This is a genomic window from Micrococcus porci (assembly GCF_020097155.1).
GTDB lineage: Bacteria > Actinomycetota > Actinomycetes > Actinomycetales > Micrococcaceae > Micrococcus > Micrococcus porci.
Genome location: NZ_CP083691.1, coordinates 322,686 through 348,572 on the forward strand (window position 1 = coordinate 322,686; position 25,887 = coordinate 348,572).

At 69.9% G+C, this 25,887-nt stretch carries 26 protein-coding genes and 1 pseudogene; 15 read left to right on the forward strand and 12 right to left on the reverse strand.

All coding sequences use genetic code 11. From position 1 onward, the window contains the following. Positions 1–43: 43 nt before the first annotated feature. Positions 44–895: a glycerophosphodiester phosphodiesterase family protein gene (locus KW076_RS01470; protein WP_434084365.1), complete on the reverse strand. Its 852-nt coding sequence runs from the start codon at positions 893–895 to the stop codon at positions 44–46. Positions 896–1,124: 229 nt separating this feature from the next. Here KW076_RS01470 and KW076_RS01475 point away from each other — a divergent pair, with 229 nt between their 5' ends. From KW076_RS01475 to KW076_RS01485, 3 genes are all read left to right on the forward strand, one after another. Next, on the forward strand, positions 1,125–1,676 hold the full coding sequence (locus KW076_RS01475; RefSeq protein WP_224355890.1) for an NYN domain-containing protein: 552 nt from the start codon (positions 1,125–1,127) through the stop codon (positions 1,674–1,676). After that, entirely contained in the window at positions 1,673–2,782 is a 1,110-nt protein-coding gene (locus KW076_RS01480) for a heparan-alpha-glucosaminide N-acetyltransferase domain-containing protein (RefSeq protein ID WP_224355891.1), read from the forward strand. Before KW076_RS01475 ends, KW076_RS01480 begins: the two co-directional genes overlap by 4 nt. Positions 2,783–2,929: 147 nt before the next feature. After that, entirely contained in the window at positions 2,930–4,435 is a 1,506-nt protein-coding gene (locus tag KW076_RS01485; RefSeq protein ID WP_286670226.1) for an amino acid permease, read from the forward strand. A 135-nt stretch (positions 4,436–4,570) separates the two neighbouring features. Here the strand turns inward: KW076_RS01485 and KW076_RS01490 are convergent, their stop codons facing one another. Next, positions 4,571–5,410 carry an HAD-IIB family hydrolase gene (locus KW076_RS01490; protein ID WP_224355892.1) on the reverse strand — a complete coding sequence of 280 codons (840 nt, stop codon included), beginning with the start codon at positions 5,408–5,410 and terminating at the stop codon, positions 4,571–4,573. Here KW076_RS01490 and KW076_RS01495 point away from each other — a divergent pair. After that, entirely contained in the window at positions 5,409–6,512 is a 1,104-nt protein-coding gene (locus tag KW076_RS01495; protein WP_434084349.1) for a malate dehydrogenase, read from the forward strand. The two genes, KW076_RS01490 and KW076_RS01495, sit on opposite strands and share 2 nt — an antisense overlap. 67 nt (positions 6,513–6,579) lie before the next feature. Here the strand turns inward: KW076_RS01495 and KW076_RS01500 are convergent, their stop codons facing one another. After that, positions 6,580–7,518, reverse strand: coding sequence for a carbohydrate kinase family protein (locus KW076_RS01500; RefSeq protein WP_224355894.1), 939 nt, complete (start codon positions 7,516–7,518; stop codon positions 6,580–6,582). A gap of 111 nt (positions 7,519–7,629) precedes the next feature. On the opposite strand from KW076_RS01500, the gene KW076_RS01505 reads away from it, so the two are divergent. Beyond that, entirely contained in the window at positions 7,630–9,009 is a 1,380-nt protein-coding gene (locus tag KW076_RS01505; protein ID WP_224355895.1) for a uracil-xanthine permease family protein, read from the forward strand. Positions 9,010–9,106: 97 nt separating this feature from the next. Here the strand turns inward: KW076_RS01505 and KW076_RS01510 are convergent, their stop codons facing one another. The 3 genes from KW076_RS01510 to KW076_RS01520 form a co-directional block, all read right to left on the reverse strand. After that, entirely contained in the window at positions 9,107–9,934 is an 828-nt protein-coding gene (locus KW076_RS01510; protein ID WP_224355896.1) for a hypothetical protein, read from the reverse strand. Positions 9,935–10,062: 128 nt separating this feature from the next. Further along, positions 10,063–10,785, reverse strand: coding sequence for a dienelactone hydrolase family protein (locus KW076_RS01515; RefSeq protein ID WP_224355897.1), 723 nt, complete (start codon positions 10,783–10,785; stop codon positions 10,063–10,065). Between the two features lie 176 nt (positions 10,786–10,961). Then, positions 10,962–11,501 (reverse strand): YceI family protein, encoded by a 540-nt coding sequence (locus KW076_RS01520; protein WP_224355898.1) that lies wholly within the window; start codon positions 11,499–11,501, stop codon positions 10,962–10,964. A 411-nt stretch (positions 11,502–11,912) separates the two neighbouring features. Between KW076_RS01520 and KW076_RS01525 the strand changes: the two genes are divergently transcribed. After that, complete coding sequence (locus tag KW076_RS01525) at positions 11,913–12,872, forward strand: HpcH/HpaI aldolase/citrate lyase family protein (RefSeq protein WP_224355899.1); 960 nt, start codon at positions 11,913–11,915, stop codon at positions 12,870–12,872. A gap of 493 nt (positions 12,873–13,365) precedes the next feature. On the opposite strand, the gene KW076_RS01530 is transcribed toward KW076_RS01525, so the two are convergent. The 4 genes and pseudogenes from KW076_RS01530 to KW076_RS01545 form a co-directional block, all read right to left on the reverse strand. Then, the gene (locus tag KW076_RS01530; RefSeq protein ID WP_224355900.1) at positions 13,366–13,947 is read right to left on the reverse strand and encodes a hypothetical protein; all 582 of its coding nucleotides are present in this window, start codon (positions 13,945–13,947) and stop codon (positions 13,366–13,368) included. A 155-nt stretch (positions 13,948–14,102) separates the two neighbouring features. After that, on the reverse strand, positions 14,103–14,759 hold the full coding sequence (locus tag KW076_RS01535; protein ID WP_224355901.1) for a hypothetical protein: 657 nt from the start codon (positions 14,757–14,759) through the stop codon (positions 14,103–14,105). A gap of 2 nt (positions 14,760–14,761) precedes the next feature. Next, entirely contained in the window at positions 14,762–14,980 is a 219-nt protein-coding gene (locus KW076_RS01540) for a hypothetical protein (protein ID WP_224355902.1), read from the reverse strand. Positions 14,981–15,077: 97 nt separating this feature from the next. Further along, a pseudogene (locus tag KW076_RS01545) lies at positions 15,078–16,307 on the reverse strand (IS3 family transposase). 408 nt (positions 16,308–16,715) lie between these two features. Between KW076_RS01545 and erm the strand changes: the two are divergent. The 6 genes from erm to KW076_RS01575 all read left to right on the forward strand — a co-directional run bounded on the left by erm (position 16,716) and on the right by KW076_RS01575 (position 20,855). Continuing rightward, positions 16,716–17,543 carry a 23S ribosomal RNA methyltransferase Erm gene (erm, locus tag KW076_RS01550; RefSeq protein ID WP_224355903.1) on the forward strand — a complete coding sequence of 276 codons (828 nt, stop codon included), beginning with the start codon at positions 16,716–16,718 and terminating at the stop codon, positions 17,541–17,543. Further along, positions 17,540–18,025 carry a helix-turn-helix transcriptional regulator gene (locus KW076_RS01555; protein WP_224355904.1) on the forward strand — a complete coding sequence of 162 codons (486 nt, stop codon included), beginning with the start codon at positions 17,540–17,542 and terminating at the stop codon, positions 18,023–18,025. Before erm ends, KW076_RS01555 begins: the two co-directional genes overlap by 4 nt. Before the next feature lie 88 nt (positions 18,026–18,113). Further along, positions 18,114–18,305 (forward strand): hypothetical protein, encoded by a 192-nt coding sequence (locus tag KW076_RS01560; protein ID WP_224355905.1) that lies wholly within the window; start codon positions 18,114–18,116, stop codon positions 18,303–18,305. Positions 18,306–18,409: 104 nt separating this feature from the next. Continuing rightward, positions 18,410–19,405 (forward strand): IS481 family transposase, encoded by a 996-nt coding sequence (locus tag KW076_RS01565; RefSeq protein WP_224355906.1) that lies wholly within the window; start codon positions 18,410–18,412, stop codon positions 19,403–19,405. A 9-nt stretch (positions 19,406–19,414) separates the two neighbouring features. After that, positions 19,415–19,750, forward strand: a complete 336-nt coding sequence (locus KW076_RS01570; RefSeq protein WP_224356753.1) for a M23 family metallopeptidase — start codon at positions 19,415–19,417, stop codon at positions 19,748–19,750. Between the two features lie 313 nt (positions 19,751–20,063). Beyond that, positions 20,064–20,855: an FKBP-type peptidyl-prolyl cis-trans isomerase gene (locus tag KW076_RS01575; RefSeq protein WP_224355907.1), complete on the forward strand. Its 792-nt coding sequence runs from the start codon at positions 20,064–20,066 to the stop codon at positions 20,853–20,855. 279 nt (positions 20,856–21,134) lie between these two features. On the opposite strand, the gene KW076_RS01580 is transcribed toward KW076_RS01575, so the two are convergent. Next, on the reverse strand, positions 21,135–22,133 hold the full coding sequence (locus KW076_RS01580) for an IS481 family transposase (RefSeq protein ID WP_224355908.1): 999 nt from the start codon (positions 22,131–22,133) through the stop codon (positions 21,135–21,137). A gap of 154 nt (positions 22,134–22,287) precedes the next feature. Here KW076_RS01580 and KW076_RS01585 point away from each other — a divergent pair. From KW076_RS01585 to KW076_RS01595, 3 genes are all read left to right on the forward strand, one after another. Further along, positions 22,288–23,182 (forward strand): IS5 family transposase gene (locus tag KW076_RS01585; RefSeq protein ID WP_224355909.1). Its coding sequence is split into 2 segments (ribosomal slippage): positions 22,288–22,638 and positions 22,640–23,182, totalling 894 coding nucleotides; the frame shifts between segments, so codons are not numbered across the junction. Between the two features lie 171 nt (positions 23,183–23,353). Then, positions 23,354–24,022, forward strand: coding sequence for a hypothetical protein (locus KW076_RS01590; RefSeq protein WP_224355910.1), 669 nt, complete (start codon positions 23,354–23,356; stop codon positions 24,020–24,022). Continuing rightward, positions 24,003–25,103, forward strand: coding sequence for an XRE family transcriptional regulator (locus KW076_RS01595; RefSeq protein WP_224355911.1), 1,101 nt, complete (start codon positions 24,003–24,005; stop codon positions 25,101–25,103). The genes KW076_RS01590 and KW076_RS01595 overlap by 20 nt, the downstream gene beginning before the upstream one ends. A 201-nt stretch (positions 25,104–25,304) precedes the next feature. Here KW076_RS01595 and KW076_RS01600 read toward each other — a convergent pair whose 3' ends face one another. Then, positions 25,305–25,550: a helix-turn-helix transcriptional regulator gene (locus KW076_RS01600; RefSeq protein WP_224355912.1), complete on the reverse strand. Its 246-nt coding sequence runs from the start codon at positions 25,548–25,550 to the stop codon at positions 25,305–25,307. Positions 25,551–25,887: the final 337 nt, after the last annotated feature.

Here is a 25,887-nt window from a genome sequence, read left to right on the forward strand (position 1 = left end):
TATCTCACATCGAAATGGGGTCACGCATGTCCCCAGTGCCCGCTCACCGCTGCGGCCAGATCCCGCGGCGCGTGAACACCTCGGCGAGGACGTCGGCCCGGTCGGTCATGATGCCGTCGACGCCGAGGTCCAGGAGGCGCTCCATCTCGGCGGGGTCGTCCACGACCCACACGTGCACGGGCAGCCCGGCGGCGTGGCACCGGCGCACGAAGTCCGCGGTGACGACGGGCACGCGGCCTTGGTGCAGCGGCACCTGCACGCAGTCGATGTCGAGGGCGTGCCGGCGCAGCCAGCCGGTCAGCCCGAGCGGGCCGAGCAGCACCAGCGCGGCGATCGCCGCGGCCCCGCCCGACGTCGCGACCCGCTCCGGCCCGTGCGCGCGCTCCGGGTGGCCCAGTGCGGCGACCGCGCGGCGGAACGCCCGGCGTCGAGAGTCGTGGAAGCTCGCCACGAGCACTCGATCCCAGGCGTCGTGCTCGGCCAGGAGCGCGGCCATGGCGGGGGCGGCGTCGGCGTCCTTGAGGTCCACGTTGAAGCGCGCCTCCGGGAGGGCGGCGAGCAGGTCCGCGAACCGCAGGAACGGCTCCCCGCCCACCGTGTGCGCGGCGAAGTCCGCCCAGGCAAGCGCCGAGAAGTCACCGGCGGCGGTGGAGACGCGGTCCAGGGTGGCGTCATGGAAGACCACGAGCACCCCGTCCGACGTGGTGCGCACGTCCAGCTCGAGGTACCGGAACCCGGCCTCCCATGCCGCGGTGAACGCGGCCAGCGTGTTCTCCCGCTCGTTCCCGGCGCCCCGGTGCGCGAACCCCACGGCCCACCCACGACGCGCGGGCGCCGACGCCGCCAGGTAGGCGGGGGCGGGGCGGAGGGCGGGCGACGTCGTCGCGGCTCGGATGCGCACGGGGCCAGGCTAGCGCCCCCCGCCCGTGGTCTCCCCGTTCCCTAGACTGGCCCCGAGTCGCCGGGCACCCGCCCGCCCACGATCCGATCGGAACCCCCTGATGTCCCGCCGCGCCGACCTCCCCACCGGCCCTGCCACGGCCGTCCCCGCCGCGCCCGCCGCCCCGGTCTCCCCGACCGCCGAAGACCGTTCCGCGGCCACCCCAGCGGATACCCTCGACACCATGAGCGCGCGCACCACGTACCTCCTCGTCGACGGCGAGAACCTCGACGCCACCCTCGGCATGTCCGTCCTCAACCGCCGCCCGAACCCGGAGGAGCGCCCCCGCTGGAACCGCGTGCTGCGGCACGTGGAGCGGGCCTGGGGCCAGGAGGTCCGCCCGCTGTTCTTCCTGGCGGTGGACGAGGACGGGGACATCCCGTTCGGCTTCGTCCAGGCGCTCACCACGATGGGCTACCAGCCGATCCTGCTGCGCGGGGCCGGCAAGGTCGTGGACATCGGCATCCAGCGGATGGCGGAGGCGCTGATCGGCCGGGACGCGGACGTGGTCCTCGCCAGCCACGACGCCGACTTCGCCCCGCAGATGCTCGACCTCGCCGCGCACGGCCACAAGATCGCCGTGATGGGCTTCGACGAGTTCATGTCCGCGGAGCTGCGCGCCGTGAACGGCATGGAGGTCTGGGACCTGGAGCACGACGTCGCCGCGTTCGACGTCCCGCTGCCGCGCCTGCGCGTCATCGACATCGACGACTTCGACCCGCGCGACTTCCTGTGACACTGGCCGCGGGCCACCGCCTGACGTGGGTGGATGTGGCGCGCGGGCTCGCGCTGGTCTCCATGTTCGTGGCGCACACGGCGCCGACGGGCGGCCCGGGCGGGGTGCTGAACCTCTCGGAGCACCTCACGGCGGCGCTGTTCGCGGCGCTCGTGGGCGTCTCGGCGCACCTGGAGCAGCGCCGGCATGGGTTCTGGCGGGCGTTCCTGCGCGCCGTGGTCCGCGCCGCGGCCCTGTGCGGCGCGGCCTGGCTGACGTCCCACTTCGGCGCGGCGGTCGTGGACGTCCTGACCCACCTCGCGGTGCTCACCGTCCTGATGTCCGTGCTGGCGCTCCTGCCGGGGCTGGTGCAGCTGCTGCTGGTCCCCGCCGCGGCCTGGGCGGGGGTGCGGGTCGGCGCCCTCACCGCCGACGACGTCGCCGCGCGCCTCGAGCCGGCCCGCGCCCTGGTCCCGGCGCAGGTCCGGCCGGGCCCGGCCGTCGTGGCGGAGCAGGCCGCCGCCTTCTTCACCGTGGGCCCCTACTTCCTGCTGTTCTTCACGGCCTGGGCGCTGCTCGGCGCGGTGGTCGTGCGGTCCGTGCAGGGCGGCGGCCTGCGGGCGGCCCTCCGGCTCGGCGGGCACCCCGGCCCTGGCCTGGGCGGCCGGGCCGCGGGCGGGGTCTGGGCGGGCGTCGGCCTGCTGGTCGGCGGCGCCGGTGTCGCGCTGGCCCGGCAGCGCACCGAGGACAGCCCGGTGCCCTACGAGGCCACGTGGGACTACGCCCTGCTCGCCGCCGGACTGGTGCTGATCGTGCTGGGGGCGTGCGCCGCCGTCGTGCCCTCCCACGTGCCGTGGCTGACGGCCGTGCTGGCCGTCCCCGGGTCCATGACGCTGAGCGTGTACGTGGCGCACCAGGCGTACCTGGGGTGGGTGCTACGCGCCGGCCCGGGGCCGTGGCTCAGCGAGCTCGGCACGGACGACACCTGGTTCAACGTCGGGGCGCTCTGCGCCGCGGGCCTGCTGCTGCCGCTGCTCTGGCGGGCGCTCGTGCGGGCGGAGCCGTGGCGGCGCGGCCCGCTCGAGGGCCCGGTCGCCCTGGTCACCCACGGGCTCGCCCGACGCTGACGCTCGGGGCACTCCGCGCCGGCACCGCCAGGACCGACCCTCTCGACGGCGCCCCAGAGGAGCCCGCGCCCCGTCACGGGTGTAGAGTGCCACGACCCCGGACACTCGGCGGCTCCCGAGTGCCGCCTCCCTCACCGAAGGCCCCTCGTGAATCCCACCGACTCCCCTCGCACGGCCGGGCCCGCGGGCAGCACCGCCGCGGCCGCCTCCCCTGAGCCGCACACCGGTCTGAAGCGCACCCTGGCCGCCCGTCACCTCATGATGATCGCCATGGGCGGCGCCATCGGCACCGGCCTCTTCGTCGCCTCCGGCAACAGCATCGCCACCGCCGGCCCCGGCGGCGCCCTGCTCGCCTACGTCGTCATCGGCTTCATGGTGTTCCTGCTCATGCAGTCGCTCGGCGAGATGGCCACCTACCTTCCGGTCTCCGGCGCCTTCGAGGAGTACGCGACCCGGTTCGTGAGCCCCTCGTTCGGCTTCGCCATCGGCTGGAACTACTGGTACAACTGGGCGATCACCGTGGCCGCCGAACTCGTGGCCGCCGCCCTGGTGATGCGCTACTGGTTCCCGGACGTGCCCTCGTGGGCGTGGTCCGCGCTGTTCCTCGCGCTCCTCTTCGGCCTCAACGCCCTGTCCACCCGGGCCTACGGCGAGTCCGAGTTCTGGTTCTCGCTCATCAAGGTCGTCACCGTGGTGGTGTTCCTGGTGCTCGGCGTGCTCATGATCGTCGGCGTCCTCGGCGACGCCGCCGTCGGGACGGACAACTGGACGACGGGCGAGGCCCCCTTCGTGGGCGGCGCCCCCGGCATCCTCGCGATCTTCCTCGTGGCGGGCTTCTCCTTCCAGGGCACCGAGCTCGTCGGCGTGGCCGCCGGTGAGGCCGAGGACCCGGAGCGGACCGTCCCGAAGGCCATCCGCACCGTGTTCTGGCGCATCCTGCTCTTCTACGTGGGCGCGATCACCGTGATCGGCTTCCTGATCCCCTACACCAGCCCGAACCTGCTGGGCAGCGACATCGAGGACATCGCGATCTCCCCGTTCACCCTGGTGTTCGAGAACGCAGGCGTGCTGGCCGCGGCCGCCGTCATGAACGCCGTGATCCTCACGGCCATCCTCTCCGCCGGCAACTCCGGCCTGTACGCGTCCACGCGCATGCTGTGGGCCCTCGCGGACTCCGGCAAGGCCCCCCGCTTCCTCGCGAAGGTCAACCGCCGGGGCGTGCCCATGAACGCCCTGGTGGTGACCACGGCCGTGGGCGCCCTGTGCTTCCTGACGACCTTCATCGGCGACGGCGCCGCCTACGTGTGGCTCGTCTCGGCCTCCGGCCTGGCCGGGTTCATCGTGTGGATGGGCATCGCCTGGAGCCACTACCGGTTCCGCAAGGCGTACGTGGCCCAGGGCAACGACATCACGGACCTCCCCTACCGGGCCGCCCTGTTCCCGCTGGGCCCGATCGTCGCGCTGCTGCTGTGCACCGTGGTGATCCTCGGCCAGAACTACGAGGCGTTCCTGAACGGGGTGGACCTGGTGGCCGTGGCGAGCGCGTACATCGGCCTGCCGCTGTTCCTCGCGCTGTGGATCGGCCACAAGCTGGTCACCGGCTCGAAGGGCGTGCGCCCCGAGGAGGCCGACCTCACCCGCGGCCGCGCCTGAGCCCCGCCCGGCCGGTCCGCGCCAAGGGTGGGCCGGCCGGGACGCACGGGCTCTCCCCGCCGCCCGGGACGCACAGGCTCTCCCCGCCGCCCGGGACGCACGGACTCTCCCCGCCGCCCGGGGCGGACGGGGCGCTCAGGCCTCCGGCAGCGCCAGCAGGGCCTCGATGGCGGCGGCGACCCCGTCGTCGTCGCAGGCCCCGACCACGCCGTCCGCGACCGCCCGCAGGGAGGCGTGCGCGCTGGCCACCGCCAGGCCGAGGCCGGCCCAGGCGAGCATCTCCGCGTCGTTGGGCATGTCCCCGAACGCGACGACGTCCGCCGCCTCCACGCCCGTTCCGCGCGCGAACGCGGCGAGGGTGGCGGCCTTGTGCACGCCCGGGGCGGACATCTCCACGAGCGACATGCCGGGCGCGGAGTGGGTGGCGGTGACCAGGCCGTCGCCGAGCTCACGGACGGCCGCGAGGAAGACGTCCGGCTCGATCCCGCCCGACTTGGCCATGAGCTTGACCACCGTCGCATCCCCCGGAAGGGCCGCCTCGAGACTGGCGGCGCGGGTCTGGCCGAGCTCGTCGGAGGCGAACGCGTCCTCCCAGAAGAAGCCCTCCAGGGCCTCCGCGCCGAACGTGGCGGCGGGGTCCAGGGCGCGGATGCGGCGCACCACGTGGTCGATCGCGGCGCGGTCCAGGGCGTGGTGGAGGAGCACCTCGTCCGTGGCGGTGTCCGCGACGACGGCGCCGTTGGAGCAGATCACCGGGCCGACCTCGCCGAGCTGCGCGCGCAGCGGGCCCAGCCAGCGCAGCGGCCGCCCCGTCACGAACACGACGACGATCCCCTCGGCGTGCGCACGCCGCAGCGCGGCCACGGTGCGGGGGGAGATCCGGCCGGTGCGCGTGTGCGCGTACCCGATCACGGTGCCGTCCAGGTCCGTGGCGATGAGCCGGGGACGACGGGCGGACGCGGGGAGGGCGGACATGCGCCTCAGTCTAGGCGGGCGCCCTCCGGCCGGGCAGGATGGGATCGTGACCCAGGACACCCTCCGCACCCCCGCCACCGTGACCGTCACCGGCGCCGCCGGGAACATCGGCTACGCCCTGCTGTTCCGCATCGCCTCGGGCCAGCTGCTCGGCCCGGACACCCCCGTCCGGCTGCGCCTGCTGGAGATCCCCGCGGCCGTGCGCGCGGCCGAGGGCGTGGCCATGGAGCTCGCGGACAGCGCGTTCCCCCTACTGGCGTCCGTGGACGTCACGGACAGCGCGGACGCCGCGTTCGACGGCACCACCCACGCCCTGCTCGTCGGCGCCCGTCCCCGCACCGCCGGCATGGAGCGCGCGGACCTGCTGCGGGCCAACGGCGGGATCTTCGGCCCCCAGGGCGCCGCGATCAACGCGAGCGCGGACGCGTCGGTGCGCGTCGTCGTCGTGGGCAACCCGGCCAACACCAACGCGCTGATCGCCTCCGCGCACGCCCCGGACGTGCCGGCGGAGCGGTTCACCGCGCTCACCCGTCTGGACCACAACCGGGCCGTGTCCCAGCTCGCCGCGCGCGCCGGAGTCGGGGTGGCGGACGTGGACGGGATCACGATCTGGGGCAACCACTCGGCCACCCAGTTCCCCGACCTCACCCACGCGCGGGTGCGCATGTCCGGCGACGACGGCGCGCCCGTCTGGCGCCCGGCCCTGGAGGTCGTGGACCCCGCGTGGGCGGCGGAGGAGTACATCCCGCGTGTGGCCAAGCGCGGCGCAGAGATCATCGAGGTGCGGGGGGCGAGCTCGCAGGGCTCGGCGGCGTCCGCGGCCATCGACCACATGCGGGACTGGTCCCTGGGCACCGGCGTGGACGCCGACGGCGCCCCGCGCCGCACCTCCGCGGCGGTCGTCTCGGACGGCTCCTACGGGGTGCCCGAGGGGCTGATCTCCTCGTTCCCGGTCACCTCCGACGGCAGCGGCGCGTGGACGATCGTCCCCGGCCTGGAGCCGGACGAGTCCCTGCTGCCGGGGGACGGCGGGCGCCTCGCCGCGACCGTCGCCGAGCTCGAGGCGGAGCGGGACGCGGTGCGAGCCCTCGGACTGATCTGAGCAGCCGGACGCGCCACCCACCGCTGTCGGGGCGGCGCCGTCGTCATGCCCGGCCTGCCCGCCGTGCTCAGTCCGCGAGCTCGTCCCGCATGGGCGGATCTGCGCCCGGGCGGGAGGAGGTGATGGCGGAGGCGCGCGCCGCGTAGATCAGCACGGAGCGGATGTCCGCGAGGTCCATGGCGTGCAGGCGACCCCGGTTCTCGGCGCCGAGCAGAGAGCGGTCGTCCAGGGCGCCCAGCAGGGCCGCGGTGAAGGAGTCCCCCGCACCCACGGTGTCCGCGACGTCGACGGGCACGATCGGCTGCTCCAGCACGTGCTCCGCGGTGACGGCCACGATGTCCTCGGCGCCGCGCGTCATGACGACGAGCGCCGGGCCGGCCTGCTGCCACGCGCGCAGCGAGTCCATGAGCGGGCGGTCCGGGTAGAGCCAGGCGACGTCCTCGTCCGAGGCGTGGACGACGTCGGACAGTCGCACCGACTCCTCGGCGCGGGCGCGGGCGAACTCCCGGTCCGGGACGATCGAGGGGCGCACGTTGGGGTCGTAGCTGATCGTGGCGGTGGGCTGCACGGCCTCCAGCAGGCCCATCACCGAGGCGTCCCCGGGGGCGAGCATGGTGGCGATGGAGCCGGCGTGCACGTGCAGCAGGCGGCCGCCCGCGGCGCCGGTCAGCAGGCGCTCCAGTTCGGCGGCCTCCGGGAGAGTCCAGTCCAGCTCGAACTCGTAGCTGGCGGCGCCGGTGGGGTCCAGACGGGCGGTGGCCACGGAGGTGGGGGCGTCGTCGGCCCCGAGCACGCAGTGCACACCGTTGTCCGCGAGGTGCGCGGCGACCATGTCCCCGTACTCGTCCGTGCCGTACCGGCCGGCGAACCGCACAGGGCGGCCGAGCCGGCTCAGGCCGACAGCCACATTCAGCGGGCTGCCTCCGGGGTGCGCGCGGGGGGTGGCGGTGTCCGAGAGGACCACATCCACCAACGCCTCGCCGACGACTCCGAAATACTCTGCCACGAGCCCCACGGTACCCTACGAGGCGGCCCCGGCCGCGGGCTGTGGAGCCCGTGCGCCACCGCCGGGAGGACTCCGGCCGGCGGCCCCGCAGCGATCCGTCGGAAGGCGAGCATGTCCTCCTCCCCCACCCCCTCCGCCCCCCGTGCCGGGCACGTCCCCGGGCCCGGCCCCGCCGTCCGCTCGTGGCGCCTCCACGGCGACGGGCGCACCATCACCCCCGGCACGGTCGTCGCCCCCGACGAGCGCCTCTCCTGGGGCCGCACGGTGGGGATCGGCGTGCAGCACGTGATGGCCATGTTCGGCGCCACGGTGCTCGTGCCCGCCATCACCGGCATGCCCGCGACGACGGCGCTGCTGTTCTCCGGCCTCGGCACCCTGCTCTTCCTGCTGATCACGGGCAACCGGCTGCCCTCCTACCTCGGCAGCTCCTTCGCGTTCATCGCCCCGCTCACGGCCGCGAGCGCCTCGCACGGCGTGGGCGCCGCGCTCGGGGGCATCGCCGCGACCGGCGTGCTGCTCATGGTGATCGGCGTCGTCGTGGGGTGGGCCGGGACCGGCTGGATCCACGCGCTGATGCCCCCGGCGGTGATGGGCACGATCGTGGCGCTGATCGGACTGAACCTGGCCGGGGCGACGACGCAGGCCATGCAGGAGGTGCCGCTGACCACCTTCGGCACGGCGCTGGCCGTGGTGCTCACCGCCGTGCTGTTCAAGGGCCTGCTGGGGCGGCTGTCCATCCTGGTGGGCATCGTCGTCGGCTACCTGCTGGCCCTGGCGCAGGGCCAGGTGGACTTCACCGCGGTGGGGCAGGCCGCGTGGGTGGGGCTGCCGCCGTTCCACACGCCCGAGCTGCACTGGTCCCTGCTGCCGCTGTTCCTCCCGGTGGTGCTGGTGCTGATCGCGGAGAACATCGGGCACGTGCGCACCGTGGGCCTGATGACCAAGCGCGACCTGGATCCGCTGACCGGCCGCGCGCTGCTGGCCGACGGCCTGGCGACCACGCTCTCCGGGCTGGGCGGCGGCGTCGGGACGACGACGTACGCGGAGAACATCGGCGTGATGGCCTCCTCGAAGGTGTACTCCACCGCGGCCTACTGGGTGGCGGGCCTGACCGCGATCGCCCTCGCGTTCCTGCCGAAGTTCGGCGCCGCGGTCGCGACGATCCCGGCGGGGGTGGCCGGCGGGGCGGGCATCATCCTCTACGGGATGATCGGCGTGATGGGCGTGCGCATCTGGGTGCAGAACCGCGTGGACTTCTCCAACACCATCAACCTCATGACCGCAGGCGCGGGCCTGATCGTGGCGATCGCGAACCCGGAGCTCGTCGTGGGCGGCCTGGTGTTCGGCGGCATCACGCTGGGCACGCTGACGGCGCTGGTGGTCTACCACCTGATGACGCTGGTGGCGCGGGTGCGGGGCACCGAGCCCGTGGACGAGGACACCGAGGACCCGGCCAGCTACCGCGCGGCCGAGGCGGGCCGCCTGGGCTGAGCCGGCCCCGTCCCTCGACGTGCCCCGCGCACGGAACGGTTCTGGACGCGCAGACCGCTCCGTGCGCGGGGCTCGTCACCGGGTGGGGCGGCGACCCTCAGCGCGAGGTGCCGCCCCGTCGGCCGCGGGCCACGCCCACGAACGACTGCACGAGCTCCGAGTCCTGCTCCTTGAGCCACGCCAGACCGACATCCCAGCCGGGGTGGCGCGGCGCCGTCGTCGCGGGAGCGTCCGCACCGTCCGGCACGACGCCGTCCCCCTCCTCCGCCACCTCGGCGCGGGTGGCCGCGGCCTCCCGGTCGGCGCGGGAGAGGCCGACGACGTCGTCGAGCTCGCAGGCCACCGGCAGGACGACGACGTCCTTGCGGCCGAACACGCGGGCCACGGACTGCGGGAGCACCACGTGCCCCACGCCGGAGGCGACGATCTCGAGCGCCATGCGCTCCCCCGCACCGGGCAGCTCGGCCGAGTCCAGGGGGTTGGAGGCCGCCCCCGGCTCGGGAGCGAAGCGGGCGGGGTCCATGTGCTCGGCCGGGTCGAGCTCGGCGAGCGGCACGGGGCCGTCCGCCTCGAGGTCCCACGCGGCCAGGAGGTGCTCCTTGCCCACGCAGACCACGGGCAGCTCGGAGTACACCCCCACCACGTGCACGAACCGGGGGTCCACGCCGGACTCCCGCAGCACCGACTCCACGCCGGCATCGCGCAGCCACCGGACGTATCCCAGCTGGGGCAGCGGGTGCAGGGGCGCCCCGGCGGCGTCGTGCGCCAGGTGCGCGGCCTGCTGCGCCTCCTCGTGGTTCACGAGCTGCACCGTCCGCGCGCGCGAGCTGAACCGCTGCACCCACGTGGACGGCGTCGCACCGGGGATCGTCGCGAGGAACAGGGTCTCGGGGGGCGTGGGCAGGTCGGCCGGGGCCGCAGGCACCTGCCTCGCCCCGCCCTTCCCGATGCCGCCGCGCGCCCCCGCCTTGCCGGCGCGCGTCGACCGGGCGGGTCCGCCGCGGGAGGCCTTGCCGGAGGATCGGCCGCCACCGCGGGCTCCTCGGGACCCGCTCAGCGGACCTTCTCCTTCAGGAAGGAGACGGCGCGGTCCCAGGCGAGCTGCGCGGCCTCGGGGCGGTAGTTGCCCTGGGGGTTCTCGTCGTTGTGGAACGCGTGCGGGGCGTCGTAGTAGAAGTACTCGACCTCGGCGCCGGACTCCTCGCGGATCTGCCGCTCCTGCTTCTTCGCATCCTCCACGGGGAAGAAGTCGTCCTGCTCGGCATAGTGGCCCTGGATCGCGGCGGTCACGCCCTCGAACGAGCCGGGCACGCCCTGGCCCACGCCGTAGAACGGCACGGCCGCGGAGACCTTGTCCCCCTGCTGGGCCGCAAGCGCCAGCACGAAGCCGCCGCCCATGCAGAAGCCGATCGCCTCGACCCTCGACGAGGTGACCTCGTCGCGGGCCAGCAGCCAGTCCACGGCGCCGGCCAGCTGGCGGGCCCCCTCCTCCGCGGGGAGGTTCTGCATCATCTCGCCGGCCTCGTCGCCGTCGTGGGCGATCCAGCCGCCGAACAGGTCCGGGGCGAGGGCCACGAAGCCCTCCTCCGCGAGGCGGTCGCAGACGTCCTTGATGTGGTCCACCAGGCCCCACCACTCCTGGATGACGATCACGGCCGGTCCCTTCCCGGCGGCCGGGAGGGCGAGGTAGCCGTGGCCGGTCTGATCGCCGTGGGCGGCGTCCTTGGTGGGCAGCGGGAACGAGACGTTCTGGTGCGGGGTCTTGGAAGCCATCATGCGGACCACCCTAGGGGCCGCGCGGACGCCACAGGCACCCCCGCCCGCCCCTTCTGGCCCCGCACACACGACGACGCCGGCCGCCCCGGGGAGGGGGCGACCGGCGTCGTGGGGATGTCACCGGGGAGAGACGGTCGGCCCCGGTGCGGGAGGGCCCGTGCGGGCCCGGGGCCTGCTCAGGCCTCGGGCAGCACGAAGGCGGCGCCGATCTCGATCTTCACCTTGTCGGAGACCATCACGCCGCCGGCCTCGGTGGCGGCGTTCCAGGTCAGGCCGAAGTCCTTGCGGGAGATCTCGCCCTTGGCCTCGAAGCCCACGCGGGTGGCGCCGAAGGCGTCCTTGTCCTGGCCGCCGAACTCGGCCTCGAGCTCCACGGTCTTGGTGACGCCGTGGATGGTCAGCTCGCCGACCACGGTGAAGTCCTCGGCCTCGCCGCGGACCTCGGTGGAGCGGAAGGTCATCTGCGGGAACTGCTCGACGTCGAAGAAGTCGGCGGAGCGCAGGTGCTGGTCGCGGCCCTCGTTCTTGGTGTTGATGGAGGCCATGTCCACGGTGACCTGCACGGAGGACTGGTTGAAGTCCTCGGCCACCACGAGCTGGCCGTCCACGGTGTGGAAGGTGCCGCGGACCTTCGAGATGCCGGCGTGGCGGATGACGAAGTCGACGTCGGAGTGGGCGGCGTCGAGGTTCCAGGTGCCGGGGGTGATCTGAGCCATGGGTGTTCTCCTTCGAGAGGTTCTGCTGCGCCGCGGAGGAGGCTTCCTCCGTGCTTGCTTCAAATCCAAACATCACGGACGGGCGTCTGTCCAGAGCCGGGTGGTGAAAAGTTGAAACACTTCGTCACGGTTCATGCATGAAGTCAATGATCACGAGGATCCGCCTCACGGCGGCGTGGCGTAGGCCACGTCTCACGCCCCCTCCCGCGAGCATGTAGCCTGAATCACGCGGACGTCCACCCGCGTCCGCGCCGAGCGCCGACCCGCGCCGACCGATGACGGGCCCCCACCTGGTCCTCCCGCCCGGTCGCCCCGCGCGAGGCACCCTGCCCGCGGAGCCGCCCACGGCGCCACAGACCATCGGCCCGCGTCCGCCCGCGCGCCGCCCACGCCCCCTCGGAAGGCCCCGTCATGACCGTGACCCTCTCCCCCTCGCCCACCCAGCCGTTCCAGCCGACCCCCGGCCAGCGCATCGACCCCGAGCTCGCCCGCTCCTGGCTGCTCGTGAACGCCGCGCAGCCCGAGCGCTTCCAGCCCGCCGAGGACTCCGCCGCGGACATCGTGATCCTGGACGTCGAGGACTCCGTGGCCCCGGCGGACAAGGCGAAGGCCCTCGCGGACACGGTGGAGTGGCTCACCTCCGGGCACACCGCGTGGGTCCGCCTCAACGGCTACGGCTCCAAGTGGTGGGAGGACGACGTCGACGCGCTCGCCTCCGCCCTGCCCGCGCACCTGGGCGGGCCGGTTGCCGAGGGCGGGCTGGCCGGCGTCATGCTGGCGATGGTGGAGTCCACCGACCACGTGAACGAGACCGCCCGCCGCCTGCCCGGCGTGCCCGTGGTGGCGCTCGTGGAGACCGCGCGCGGCCTGCAGCGCATCGACTCGATCGCGGCGGCGAAGGGCACGTTCCGCCTGGCGTTCGGCATCGGCGACTTCCGCCGCGACACCGGCCTGGGCGAGTCGCCGATGGCGCTGGCGTACACGCGCTCGCAGTTCACGATCGCGGCCAAGGCCACCGGCCTGCCCGGTGCGATCGACGGGCCGACCGTGGGCTCCACGGGCGCGAAGCTGGCCGAGGCGACCGCCGTGACCACGGAGTTCGGCATGACGGGCAAGCTCTGCCTGGCCCCCGAGCAGTGCGCCGCCGTCAACGAGGGCCTGAGCCCCTCCCCGGAGGAGCTGGCGTGGGCGCAGGAGTTCCTCGAGGAGTTCGCCGCCGCCGGCGGGCAGATCCGCAACGGCTCGGACCTGCCCCGCAAGGCCCGGGCAGAGAAGATCCAGGCCCTGGCCGCGGCGTTCGGCGTGCAGCTGGCCCACATCCCGGACCAGGAGAACCGCGCGGCGGCGCCGTCGGACACGTACCACTACTGAGCCGGCCGCCGTTGACTCGGCCGAGATCGACCCTCCCGGGCCCGTTCGCCAGGGCGGAGGGTCGGTTTCGGCCGAGTGGGTGTGGGGCAGCCATGGGCCCGGAGACGACGTAGGCCCCGGATCCGAGGATCCGGGGCCTACGTGCCGTGGTGGGCCGTTTGTAAGATCCCCTGGGCCGCTAGATCATGCGGATCCCGGAGAGACTCCCGACGGGCGTTCCCACGCTAAGGACGACGTTTTCCCACCAAGACCACTCCCCTGCCCCACCACGCAGAACCGGCCACTCGACGCCCGAAGCTACGTGGAACGGCCCCACCAGAACTCTCCGGGAAGCGGAGCCATCTGTTCGGGGTCACAGATCCGCAGATTCACACCCGGCAGCCCCGCAGCCTCCCGCGCCTGCCCTTACAGCACCTTCATCACGAGATGGACGTCCTTGATCGGCGAAGGCGTCCTGGCTGGTCATGGCTCACCCGACAGGAACCTTCGTGCATCACCGACCGGGGCCGGGCTCCTCCGTGACCGGACCGGGCTTCTCGCCCGGGGGCAGGGAGTATTCCTGGTAGTCCGGAGAGCGGCGCTCGGCCTCCCAGTCGTACTCGGCCTGGGGAATCCCGAACCCGTTGTCCAGATGGGACCGGACCATCTGGTTGCCCTTCGGCATGTCCACACAGGAGCCGCCACCCCGGATGACCAGCAGGGACTCGTTCCCGCCAGTCCGGTACTCGGCGATCAGCTGCAGGCCCGACCCCTCATGGGTCCCGGTGAAGATCGTCGTGATGGGCCCCGGATATTTACCCGGACCCACGTCCAGATTCCATCCATGCTGTTCCAGATACTGCTGTACAGGAGAGGCTGCGTCCTTCGCGGCGTCCAGGTCAGCGATGTCCCTGGTGATGTTGACGCTCCATTGCACGGACTCCCCCATGGTCTCAGGGTCGTACTGACCCGTGCAGGTGGTCTGCCGAAGCGTCTTCACCCTGGAAGCGCCGAGGGTCGCGGCGGTCTCGGGCATCTGCTCCTCGAGGAGTTCTTGCTGGGTGTCAAGGCTCTGCTGTGGGTCGTCGGTGTGCATCGGCTCCTGCGGAACCTGGGACAGTCTGGGAGACGACGACTCGGTGCCGTCATCCTGGGACGCAACGGTGCTGCAGGCAGCGAGACCGACAGCGAGCCCCGCAGCGGTCACTGCCGCGGCGACACGACTCTTGCGTGAGGCGGGCGCGTCCTCCCTCAGCTCCACGGGCCGACCCAGCCATCCCAGGGCTCCTGCCCCGGCCACAGCTTCTCTCGCTCCGGAGGCTGCCCATGCGCCCGCGCCCGCAACCGCTCGAACAACGGCAACAACGACTGGATCGGCGGCTCCGTGGCGAACTGCGTCATGATCATTCCATCTCGCGGCTTCATCCCGCCCAACCCGAACGGGAACCCCGAATCCCACCGATTCCCCCGCCGCAGCTCATCCGTCCACGCCCGCTCATGAACAGCAAACCCCACCTGCGTCTTCTTGTCCGGCGCCAGCCCATGAGTCGGATTCAGCCAGATCGCCTCCACATCCGACCACGCCACACGCCAGGAATCCGTCCATACCGCCTCCTCATCCACCATCAGATGCCGAGGGCGCCGCCATGCCATCCATGTGTACGCCACGTACACGCTCAACGGAATGAACCCCACCACCGCCAGCCACCGGAACAGGACCAGCATCGCAGAGGGATCCTCGAACAGCACCGGCGGCAGCCCCAGCAGGATCATCACGAACAACACCCACAACACCACCGCGACCACGAACGCCGGCAACCACACCTCCGACCGAGCCCTGACCCGCAGAGGGAGCGACACCGCATCCGGATCCACGTACTCCACCAGGACTGCGTTTTGATCGCTCATCGTCACTTCCCTCGAATCCAGTTCCAGGCGCCTTCGGCGACATCGCCGGCCATCTCGGCGACACTATCTTTCTGCCCGTCCCCATCGGTGTCGGCAACGGGCACCGCCATCGCGACACCCGAGACAACCCCGGCAGCGAACCCCACGACATTCCCCAGACCGGGAAGAACCGAACCGGCCAGGGCTCCCGTCCCCGCAGAGACCGCGATCGTGCTGACCACGTTCCCCACGGTCTGCGCTCCCGCGTCCTGCCGCACCTCGGCTACCACCTCTTTGCGAGAGGCCCCTGAATGAAGCGCCCTGGGTTTCGTTCCGAGGTCAGGACGCAACGGGCGCTGGGTCCTGATCGTGAGTGTAAGCCGCCTCAACCTCCGCTGGGGGGCGGTAGCCGAGGGCTTCGTGGAGACGCTGCGTGTTCCACCAGTGCACCCACCCCATGGTGGCCAGTTCGACCGCCTGCACGGACTCCCAGATCCGCTTGGAGTGGATGAGTTCGGCCTTGTAGAGCCCGTTCACGCTCTCGGCAAGGGCGTTGTCGTAGGAGTCGCCCACGGTGCCTACCGAAGCCGTCACCCCGGCGGTGATGAGCGCGTCCGAGTACGCCAAGCTGACGTACTGGCTGCCGCGATCCGAGTGGTGCACCAGGCCTTGGCGGCCACGGCTTGCACCGGTGCTCACGAGGGCGTGCTCCAGGGCGAGCAACGGCAGCCCCGCGGTATGAAGGCTGCCCGAGACCGCCCATCCCACGATCCGCCGGGAGTACACGTCGGTGATGAAAGCGACTCAAGCAGAACCCCGAGATCGTGCGCACGTAGGTGATGTCTGCGACCCAGAGCTGGTGCGGGCCTTCCGCGGTGAAGCGGCGCTCGACCAGATCTGGGCGGGCATCCGGCTCGCCTGTCGGTCTCGTGGTGATCGGCTTACGTCCGCGCCGCACCCCTTCCACGCCGGCGAGCTTCATCAGTCGGGCGACCTGGTCCCGGCCGATCTCCCACCCGGCGCGGGCCATCGCGTGGTGCATCTTCCGGACCCCGTAGACGCTGTAGTTCTCCGCGTGGATCCGCCGGAGTTCCTCGATGAGGATCGCATCTCGCAGCGCCCGCGCGGAGGTGGGCCGTGTCTTCGCTGCGCGGTAGGCCGCGGGAGGTGATGAACCCACATTCCGTCGTGTTGAGCACACGGCAGATGGCCTCGACCCCGAATTGATCGCGGTGTTCGTCGATGAACGCGATCATCTCGTCGTGGGGCTCATCGAGCATCCGCTGCGAAAAAAGCCGAGGCGGCTTTAAGGATCTCGTTCGCGCGCCTGGCTTCAGCAAGCTCGCGCTTGAGGCGCTTGTTCTCCTGCTGCAGATCTTCTCCCGCCGGCGCCTGGGTGATCTCGTGGCCGTGGCGGTTGCACCACATGCGCAGGGTCTCCTCGCCGACGCGGAGCTGCGGGGCCACAGCCCGGATCGAGTGTGAGCGAGGGCCTCCCTCGGCCACTTGGCGCTCGAGGACCATCCGCACAGCGCGCTCACGCAGCTCGGGGGTGTACTTCTTGGGCATGTTCCGATTCTCCTTCAGTTGGATCGGAACGAAACCCAGGGCGCTTCAGGTGAGCTGGCAGCCTCCCAACCTCGATCTGCAAGAGGCGTGGCAGATCTGTCGAGGTCTCTCACGGAACGAATCTCGATGACGCCGAGGCTCTGCGGCCGTGGGTTAGCTCGGGATTCGTACTGGCCATCATTGATACGGATCTCCGCGTCTTTGGGCAGAGACGGGATATTGAGTCGCTGACCGACAGCGGGGTCACCTACGCTGGTGGGCATGTTGTTCTACGGCACTGCTTCGCTGCGTCTGCGCAGCCGCTAACAGCGGCGGGCACCCTCCACAGGTTGTTGCTCCCGCACCCGGTGATCACGGCCGGGCGGCTCTTTCAGCGTGCCCGGCTCCGCAATAACCACGGAGCAAACAGTGCCTACCTATCGAGGTGGCCGTCATGAGCACGGCCAGAACTTCCTGACTGACCCATCCACCATTGCCACGATCACACGGCTCGTGGCTGCCACCGAGGGCCCGATCATCGAGATCGGCCCCGGTGACGGAGCACTCACCACCCCGCTGGCCCAGCTCGGGCGACCGGTGACAGCCGTCGAGATCGACACCAGGCTCGCCCAACGCTTGACCCAACGACTCCCGTCGCACGTGGCGGTCGTCGCCGACGACTTCCTGACCTACCGGCTTCCAACATCTGCGCATGTGCTCATCGGCAACCTGCCGTTTCACCAGACCACGGCCATACTGCGCCGCATCCTGCACTCCCCGGCATGGACCGATGCAATCGTGCTCGTGCAATGGGAAGTCGCGCGGCGCAGAGCGGGCGTCGGCGGTGCCACGATGATGACGGCGCAATGGGCGCCTTGGTTCGAGTTCACGCTGCACAGTCGTGTTCCCGCTCGCGCGTTCACCCCGCGTCCGGGAGTCGACGGCGGAATCCTCACCATCCACCGTCGCGAACATCCGCTGCTGTCCCCGACACGGCGACGCCAGTTCCATGCCCTGCTCCACCGCGTCTACACCGGCCCCGGCCGCGGGCTGGCCCAGATCCTCGCGCGCACCACCTCACTCGGGTCACCACAGACCGCACAGGCGTGGCTGACACGCCACGACATGACCGCTGCAGGACTCCCGAAGGACATGCCCGTCGAGGCATGGGTGGACTTGTTCAAGACCACCGGTTCTCCACCGCCTGCACACCGTGCGCAGACGCAGCAGGTGAAGTCGAGCAGGCGCCGTCGATGACCATCGCTGCGCGGCACCAGGCCTGCCGCTACACGTCAACAGCTAGGAGTGCCACGGAGCACCGTTCCGGTGAAACATCCACAGAACTGGCAGCGCGGCTGCTCGCAGAAGCACCTCAACGGGATTGGCGGCTCCGGGACCTTGCCGCGCTGGTTCACCTCTCGGCGTCACAGCTGGGCAGAGCGTTCACACAACGATTCGGGATGCCGCCCATGCGGTACCTGGCTCACATTCGGGCCCATCGGCTGGCTGAGCTCCTGGTCGAGACTGATCTTCCAATCGGCGTCGCCATGACAAAAGTCGGGTGGCGCAGCCGTGGGCATGCCGCACGGCAGTTCACCGACGTCGTCGGGATCAGCCCGTCCGAATATCGGCGCACTGCGATTGGGCGCACTCTCACGGAGACCAGCCCGTGGCCATCAGCAACGCAGGGCAGCCCCGTTGCTCCTGGCCGGGAAAGTCTGGAGAAAAGTCCACCATGAACGGGACAAAGGTCCATAGGCGGATCCCCGGCCGCGTGCCAGCCTGATGGTGCCGAAGTCATCGGCACCATCAGGAAGGAACCCTCAGATGCCCGTCATCAGCACCCTCCGCCGGGTCGGAGCGGCAGTGACCGCCGCCGCCGCACTGACCACCCTGGGCGCCGGCGCCGCCTCCGCCGCCGACTACAAGCTGCCCTACCCCTCCGGGGAGTCCTACCGGGTCACCCAGGGGAACTTCGGGAACTACTCGCACACCGGGGCGTACAACCAGTACGCCTAGGTGTGATGTCCAGGGACGTTGTTGCGTGAGCAGCTGACAGGCGAAGGCCTCCTGTTGCGAGAGTGGAGTTGTCAAGAAACCGCTCACGCGAACAGAAGGCCTTCATGTCCCACGCTAACGCCGCCCTGACCCCTCGCGCCCGTCTACGCCTGGCCAAGCTCATCGTCGAGGAGCACTGGGCGGTCGCCACCGCGGCCAAGATGTTCATGGTCTCCCCACCCACCGCCCGCAAATGGGCCACACGCTTCCGGGCCGAGGGACCTGCAGGCATGGTCGACCGGTCCAGCCGGCCGGCCACGATGCCGACCAGAACATCGCCTGCGGTGGTGAAACAGATCGTGGCCGCCCGATGGCGCCGGCGCCTGGGGCCCGTGCAGATCGCCTCAGAACTCGGGATGCCGGCATCCACCGTCCATGCCGTGCTCGTGCGTTGCCGGATCAACCGCCTCGCCCGTCTGGACCGGGTCACCGCCGAGCCGATCCGCCGCTATGAGCACCCCCACCCCGGCTCGCTGATCCACGTTGACGTCACGAAGTTCGGACGCATCCCCGACGGGGGCGGGCACCGATTCGTCGGGCGTCAGCAGGGCATGAAGCACCGCGCGGCGACTTCGGACCGAGAAGGAACCCGTGATGCCCGATACCAGCCCCGGCTCGGGGTGGGCTTCCTGCACACCGTGATCGATGACCACTCCCGCTTCGCGTATGTCGAGATGCACTCCGACGAACGCAGCCAGACCGCCATCGCGGTGCTGCGCCGCGCGGTCGCTCACTTCGCGCAGCTGGGCGTGGAGGTGGAGCGGGTGCTCTCGGACAACGGTTCGGCCTACCGCTCGCATGCCTGGCGGGATGCTTGCACCGAGCTCGGGATCAAGCCCAAGCGGACTCGGCCCTACCGACCGCAGACGAACGGGAAGATCGAGCGGTTCCATCGCACGCTCGCTGACGGGTGGGCCTACGCCAAGTTCTACGGCTCAGAGACCGAACGCAGGGCCGCGTTGCCTGGGTGGGTGCACTTCTACAATCATCACCGAGTCCACTCCGCGATCGGAGCCGCACCTGCCAGCAGGCTCAACAACCTCCCTGGACATCACACCTAGGACTTCGCCCTGCCCAACCAGTACGAGGTCTCCGCCGCTCAGGCCGGCACGGTGCACGCCTCCGGGCAGTCCCCGTACTGGCAGAACGGGGTCGAGATGCTCATCCGCCACTCCAACGGCCAGTGCACCCATTACGCCCACCTGGATCGCGCGCTCTACCGGGCCGGCGCTTCCGTTCCCCAGGGCCGCGTGGTGGCCTGGTCGGGCAACACCGGAGCCTCCTCCGGTCCGCACCTGCACTACCAGGCCATCGACTGCAACACCCGGGTGGGCATCGCCTCCACCCTGCAGGGCACCAAGCCCGGCACGGGCAGCCTGCCGGTGAGCACCAACGTGCGCCGCTGATCTTCTTCATCACGGCGGGCCTGGACCTCCTCGATGAGTCCAGGCCCGCCGCCTCGTGCTAGCCCAAGTGCCGGTCTGACGCGAACTCAGAACCGGCTCACCGGCGCCAGCACCGATCCGAGATGCCTACTCGTAGATCCCCACAGCTCAGATGCCCGACCCGAGATGCTCGAGGTGAGAATCCATGCGCCCGTTGCTGCCCCTTGCTCTGACCGTGCTGATGTTGTCCGCCGGGTTGACCGGGTGCGCCCCGTCCTCTCCCTTGGATTCAGTGCAGGTGGAAGAGGTGACCGGGCAGGCTCAGGGCCGGTCCGTGAAGTTCCAGACACCCGTGGCGGTCGAGGAAGTGAGCATCCGGCAGCTGCGAGCCGGCACGGGGGCAGAGCTGGATGCCGGGGATGCGATCGTGTTGAAGATGGACCTGTTCAAAGGCTCGGACGGCACACCCATCGAGGCGCCCTTCGCCGGGGGCCCCGGCCAGGTCATCGCGCTTGATGACCAGTTCAAAGCCCAAGTACCTGAACTCCACGAGGCACTGCTCCAAGCCCAAGAGGGCACGATGCTGGCGTATTCCTCGCCTCAGACCGCCGGGGCGGCCGGGGATGAGTCCACGGCGGTGGAGATCTACGAGGTGGCCCAGAAGATCCCCACCACTATCGAGGGGAAGACCAGCCCGGTTCCGGATGGACTGCCACCGATCACCGAAGATGAGACCGGGGCCCCGGTCGTGGGCCCGCCCCAGGGACAGGTACCGGACGAGCTGGTCGCTGAGTACCTGATCCAAGGCGGGGGTGAACCCGTCCAGGCCGGGGACACCGTGATCGTCCACCACCTCGGGATGCGATGGGCTGATGCTCAGGTATTCGACTCCTCCTACCAGCGCGGCGCCCCGGCCCGGTTTGTGCTGGACAACGTCATCAAGGGGTGGCAGAAAGGACTGATCGGTAAGAGGACCGGCTCCCGGGTAGTGCTCTCCGTGCCCGTAGATCAGGCCTACGGCACCGAAGCCGAACTGGGCGACAACGCCCCATTCCCGGCCGGGGACCTGCTCTTCGTCATCGACATCCTCACCACCCAGCCCACACCCCCCGTACCCACCCCATAACACACAGGGTTTGACGGCGCCGTTCCGCCTCGCCCGCCGCGCCGCTCGGCAACTCTTCGCCTGAGTCTTCGATCAACGTGTCCGGTCAGTACACCTAAACCCGCTGTTCGACTCGGGCCCATCTTGACTTCTCCGCCGAACAGCTAGGGGCCCCAAGCGTAGACGTGCCAGAAGCGGGAATGCGCCGACCGTCAGTACTACCGCGGTGAGAGCCCATGCGGTCTCTGGGGTGAAAGAGAGCGCCGGGTGAGCGCCGAGTTCGGCCCCGGCGGCAGTCCCCTAGGTGTGATGTCCAGGCAGGTTGTTGTCGATTCTGCTGATGGGTGGGGCTCCGATCGCGGAGTGGTGCCTGTGATGATTGTAGAAGTGGAGCCAGCCGGGTAACGCGGATCGGCGTTCGGATTCGGATCCGTAGAAGCGGGCGTATGCCCAGCCGTCGGCGAGCGTGCGGTGGAAGCGCTCAATCTTCCCGTTCGTCTGCGGCCGGTAGGGCCGAGTCCGCTTGGGCTTGATCCCGAGCTCGGTGCAGGCATCACGCCAGGCATGCGAGCGGTAGGCCGAGCCGTTGTCCGAGAGCACCCGCTCCACCTCCACGCCCAGGCGCGCGAAGTGGGCGACCGCGCGGCGCAACACCGCGATGGCGGTCTGGCTGCGTTCATCGGAGTGCATCTCGACATAGGCGAAGCGGGAGTGATCATCGATCACGGTGTGCAGAAAGCCCACCCCGAGCCGGGGCTGGTATCGGGCATCACGGGTTCCTTCGCGGTCCGAGGTCGCCGCGCGGTGCTTCATGCCCTGCTGGCGCCCGACGAATCGGTGTCCGCCCCCGTCGGGGATGCGTCCGAACTTGGTGACGTCGACGTGGATCAGCGAGCCGGGGTGGGGGTGCTCATAGCGGCGGATCGGCTCGGCGGTGACCCGGTCCAGACGGGCGAGGCGGTTGATCCGGCAGCGCACGAGCACGGCATGGACGGTGGAGGCCGGTATCCCGAGTTCTGAGGCGATCTGTGCCGGCCCCAGGCGTCGGCGCCATCGGGCGGCCACGATCTGTTTCACCACCGCCGGCGGTGTTCTGGTCGGCATCGTGGACGGCCGGCTGGACCGGTCGACCATGCCTGCAGGTCCCTCGGCCCGGAAGCGTGTGGCCCATTTGCGGGCGGTGGGTGGGGAGACCATGAACATCTTGGCCGCGGTGGCGACCGGCCAGTGCTCCTCGACGATGAGCTTGGCCAGGCGTAGGCGGGCGCGAGGGGTCAGGGCGGCGTTAGCGTGGGACATGAAGGCCTTCTGTTCGCGTGAGCGGTTTCTTGACAACTCCACTCTCGCAACAGGAGGCCTTCGCCTGTCAGCTGTTCACACAACAACGTCCCTGGACATCACACCTAGGGCGTGTCTGAGAATGGATCCAGGGCCAGCTGGCACCCTGGAAGGCATGTCCCGCTTCCAGACGCTGTCCGATGCCCAGTGGGAACTGATCGCCCCGATGCTCCCAGCCCGCACGGGCCGACAGGGCCGACCCTTCGCCGATGCCCGCACGATGGTCGAGGCGATCATCTACCGGTACAGGTGCGGGATTCCGTGGCGTGATCTGCCCGAGGTCTACGGTCCCTGGCAGACCGTGTGGACCTGGCATCGGCGCATGGCCGAAGAAGGCACCTGGGACACGGTGTTGGCGACCCTCACAGCGGCTGCTGACGCTGAAGGCCTTATCGACTGGTCGGTGGCGGTGGACTCCACGATCGCCCGGGCACATCAGCACGCGACGAACACCACGCGCCTCACAGGGGGCTGGATCGAACTACAAGAATCTGCGTGAAGAGCCCGCCGATCACGGTATCGGGCGCTCCCGTGGCGGGCTGAGCACGAAGATCCACCAGCTCGTCGACGGTGCAGGGCTGCCACTGGTCAGCCTGATCACCCCTGGCCAAGCAGGGGACTCGCCCATGCTGCTGCCGCTGCTGGAACAGCTGCGTGTGACCCGGCCGGCAGGTCGGCCCCGAACCCGCCCGGACGCAGTCTTAGGCGATAAGGCCTACTCCTCCAGGGCGATCCGCGCCCACCTGCGCTCCCGCCGGATCAGGGCCGTCATCCCCGAGCCGGCAGATCAGCGAGGCCACCGCAGACGCCGCGGCCCCCGCGGTGGTAGGCCCGTGGGCCTGGACGCGACCGCCTACAAGGGCCGCAACGTGATCGAGCGCCGATACGCGCACCTGAAGCAGTGGCGGGGCCTGGCCACCCGGTACGACAAGTACTCCATCGTCTACCGGGCTGCCGTGGTGTTGAACGCTGTGCTCGCGTGGTCCAAACGATTGTCAGACATGCCCTAAGCCGCTCAACCAGATCGGGCGTCTCGCGTGAGCTAACCCCGAAGCGCCTCGACGGCCATCTCCACATCTGGGAAGACGCTTGCCACGACGAGGGCTTGCGACTGGCACCCCTGGCGATGACGTTGCATCTAGGGTAATATTATTCCCATGCCGTCTAGGAGAGGGAAAGATATGCCCCCGAGTGCAACCCGCGCCACTGTTGAAGGCCACCTGAGCCGTGTCGCCACTCCGATCTTCGAGGGCGTGGCCGCAGGCGTTGAAATGGCAGATCGCATCATGCGGACGGTCCCAAACCGAGACAACTACCCCGCCTTCCGCTCGATGGCGACCCGTATCGGTGCTCGAGAACACTGGATCAACCAGGGGCTCGGGCCCGGCTGGCACATCGCGGGCAACCCGGCGATGCAGGCACAGACCCTCCTGGTCAACCCCGCCGCGGGCATCGAAATGCGATTTCTGCGCGAGCGGCGCCGGTCATACCCCGGCGGTGTTCCGGTGGCCGGACACAACGCCGCCCGCCGTGAGGCATGGTCCCAGTCCCCCCTCCCCTTCACCCTGTCCGGCGACCCCAGCACACAAGAAGCCATCGACGAGATCATCCTTCTCCTGCTTTGGGACATGACCACAGACGGGGACATCCAGGTCCGGGTCGTGCACCCTCTGGAGCCTGGCGTCTACGGGCGGGCGGTCCCGGTCGACATGGAGTTCCAGGTCCAGCCTGGCGGCACCCTATTCAGTCGCCTCTCCTATGAGGGTGACGATCAGAACGAGAATCTGTTCGCTCATATTGATCGAGCAGACAACGAAGGCGATGGTATGAATGGACTCTTTGGCGCATGAGGAACTGCGCGGTGAGCGCCTACTCGCTCTCCGCAATCTGGAGTCGGTGACTCAGGCCGAGTTGGCCAGGACACTAGGAGTCGGGCAGGCATTCATTTCGCGGATCGAAAGTGGCGCCAAGCCTCTTCCCCGAGACCTGGCAATCGCGGCCGCGAGTGAGTTCGAGGTGCCCATTGAGTTCTTTTCTGTCCCGCCGAACGTGACAGACGCGGGAAATCCTACCTTCCGAAAGAGTTCGACAGCCGCGGTGAAGGAGGAACGAAAAATCTTGGCAGTTTTCGACGAAGCGGCCCGGCTCTTCTACCAGTCGTCGGAAAAATCCGGCTACCGCGAGTTGAACATTACCGAGGCCGTAGATGAAGATGCGGAAGAGACCGCATCCAATATTCGTTCCATCCTTGGCCTGGACTCAGAAGACCCTCTCCTGAACGCGACTCGAGCCGCCGAGCGCCTTGGGGTCGGTGTTGTCCACAACCTTGTGCCGGATGCCGGAGATGACGGCAAGCACCATGGCATATCCAAGCCATCTGTGCAGGTCAATCGGCCTCTCATTGCAACGGTGAGCAAGCAACCCCCCGAGGTCTCCCGAATGACCATGATGCACGAACTGGGGCACGTCATCTACGACCGTGACGTCTCCACCCCCTGGCGGAGCACTAAGAGCCCCGAAGAAGAGCGCGCCTTCCGCTTTGCGGGCGCCATGCTCATTCCTGCTAATGTGATGAAGAAGCGCGTAACTGAGTCCCTGACCCTGCATGGATACCTGGCGATCAAAGCAGACTACGGCGTTAGCGTAGGGGCCCTCGTGAAGAGAGCCGAAAGTCTTGGCATCATCTCCAAGTCCCGGGCACGGAGCCTCTACATCCAAATCTCGTCTCAGGGATGGCGGTATAACGAACCCGTGCCTGTGGCCGCAGAGCGTTCCTTGCTTATCCAGCAGGCGACCGCCCGCGCGTTCGGTGAGAACCTGGAGGGCGTGGCACAGTCAACCGGAGTGCCCCACCGTCTCGTTGAACACTGGACAGGGTTCAAGCGCGACCTGCGGGCACCCATGGCGGACGTTATCCCCCTACGTAGATGATGCGATAGGCGAGAGGCGCCTTATTTTCTATTTGAGACCAATAGACGCCTTGCGCCATGAGCACTTCCCTAAAGGGAAAGCAGCAGGAACGCGCTGGTCCTAGCGACTAATCGCCTGCACGCAGAGGGCCTCGGCACATGCTGAGGCTCTCTTTGTATCGGCAAGACATCGACGCGCCTCGACCGCCGGCCTTCGCGTTCTTCATCCGCCCGCATGCCCCCTCCAGGCGGCGGCAGTGAGATCGTCGAGGGTGACTCCCCACACCTTGGCGAGGATGAGCCAGGTGCGGAGGTCGCCGTAGGTGCGGCCTGCGGCGAGGTTGAGGAGGGTTTGGCGGGCGAGGCCGGTGGCTTCGGCAAGTTGGTCGTAGGTCATGCCGGAGTTGGCCTTGTGCACCTTGAACGCGCGCGCCAGGCGGGCCATGTCGGGTTCGGGTGGGGTGCGCACTCACGGTACGGAACGGGACTAGCGACCCCCCTGTCAGCACAAGATGTTGTACCGAACGTGTGTTCGATGTCAGGATGACCCCGACCCCCGTCCCAGGGGGACCGTCATTCGCCACCACGAAGGGCCCACCATGTCCCGCCACCACGGCACCCTAACCACAGGCGCACTCCTCGCCCTGGCCCTCACCGCCTGCGGAACCACCACACCCGCCCCGGCCCTCTCAAGCACGGGTACCTCTTCCACAGCCGCGCCGACGAGTGCCGCCACGACTAGCGATTCGCCCTCGTCGTCCGCCTCTGAACCTGCGGTCGGCGGACCCAAGACGGCCAGGGCATTC

Coding starts and splice junctions, on each gene's coding strand:
- KW076_RS01560 (WP_224355905.1), top strand. CDS start 18,114: ATGCCCGTCATCAGCACCCTCCGCCGGGTCGGAGCGGCAGTGACCGCC.
- KW076_RS01525 (WP_224355899.1), top strand. CDS start 11,913: ATGACCGTGACCCTCTCCCCCTCGCCCACCCAGCCGTTCCAGCCGACC.
- KW076_RS01475 (WP_224355890.1), top strand. CDS start 1,125: ATGAGCGCGCGCACCACGTACCTCCTCGTCGACGGCGAGAACCTCGAC.
- KW076_RS01520 (WP_224355898.1), bottom strand. CDS start 11,501: ATGGCTCAGATCACCCCCGGCACCTGGAACCTCGACGCCGCCCACTCC.
- KW076_RS01535 (WP_224355901.1), bottom strand. CDS start 14,759: ATGAGCGATCAAAACGCAGTCCTGGTGGAGTACGTGGATCCGGATGCG.
- KW076_RS01565 (WP_224355906.1), top strand. CDS start 18,410: ATGTCCCACGCTAACGCCGCCCTGACCCCTCGCGCCCGTCTACGCCTG.
- KW076_RS01590 (WP_224355910.1), top strand. CDS start 23,354: ATGCCCCCGAGTGCAACCCGCGCCACTGTTGAAGGCCACCTGAGCCGT.
- KW076_RS01555 (WP_224355904.1), top strand. CDS start 17,540: ATGACCATCGCTGCGCGGCACCAGGCCTGCCGCTACACGTCAACAGCT.
- KW076_RS01595 (WP_224355911.1), top strand. CDS start 24,003: ATGGACTCTTTGGCGCATGAGGAACTGCGCGGTGAGCGCCTACTCGCT.
- KW076_RS01495 (WP_434084349.1), top strand. CDS start 5,409: ATGCGCCTCAGTCTAGGCGGGCGCCCTCCGGCCGGGCAGGATGGGATC.
- KW076_RS01515 (WP_224355897.1), bottom strand. CDS start 10,785: ATGATGGCTTCCAAGACCCCGCACCAGAACGTCTCGTTCCCGCTGCCC.
- KW076_RS01530 (WP_224355900.1), bottom strand. CDS start 13,947: ATGCACACCGACGACCCACAGCAGAGCCTTGACACCCAGCAAGAACTC.
- KW076_RS01490 (WP_224355892.1), bottom strand. CDS start 5,410: ATGTCCGCCCTCCCCGCGTCCGCCCGTCGTCCCCGGCTCATCGCCACG.
- KW076_RS01505 (WP_224355895.1), top strand. CDS start 7,630: ATGTCCTCCTCCCCCACCCCCTCCGCCCCCCGTGCCGGGCACGTCCCC.
- KW076_RS01580 (WP_224355908.1), bottom strand. CDS start 22,133: ATGTCCCACGCTAACGCCGCCCTGACCCCTCGCGCCCGCCTACGCCTG.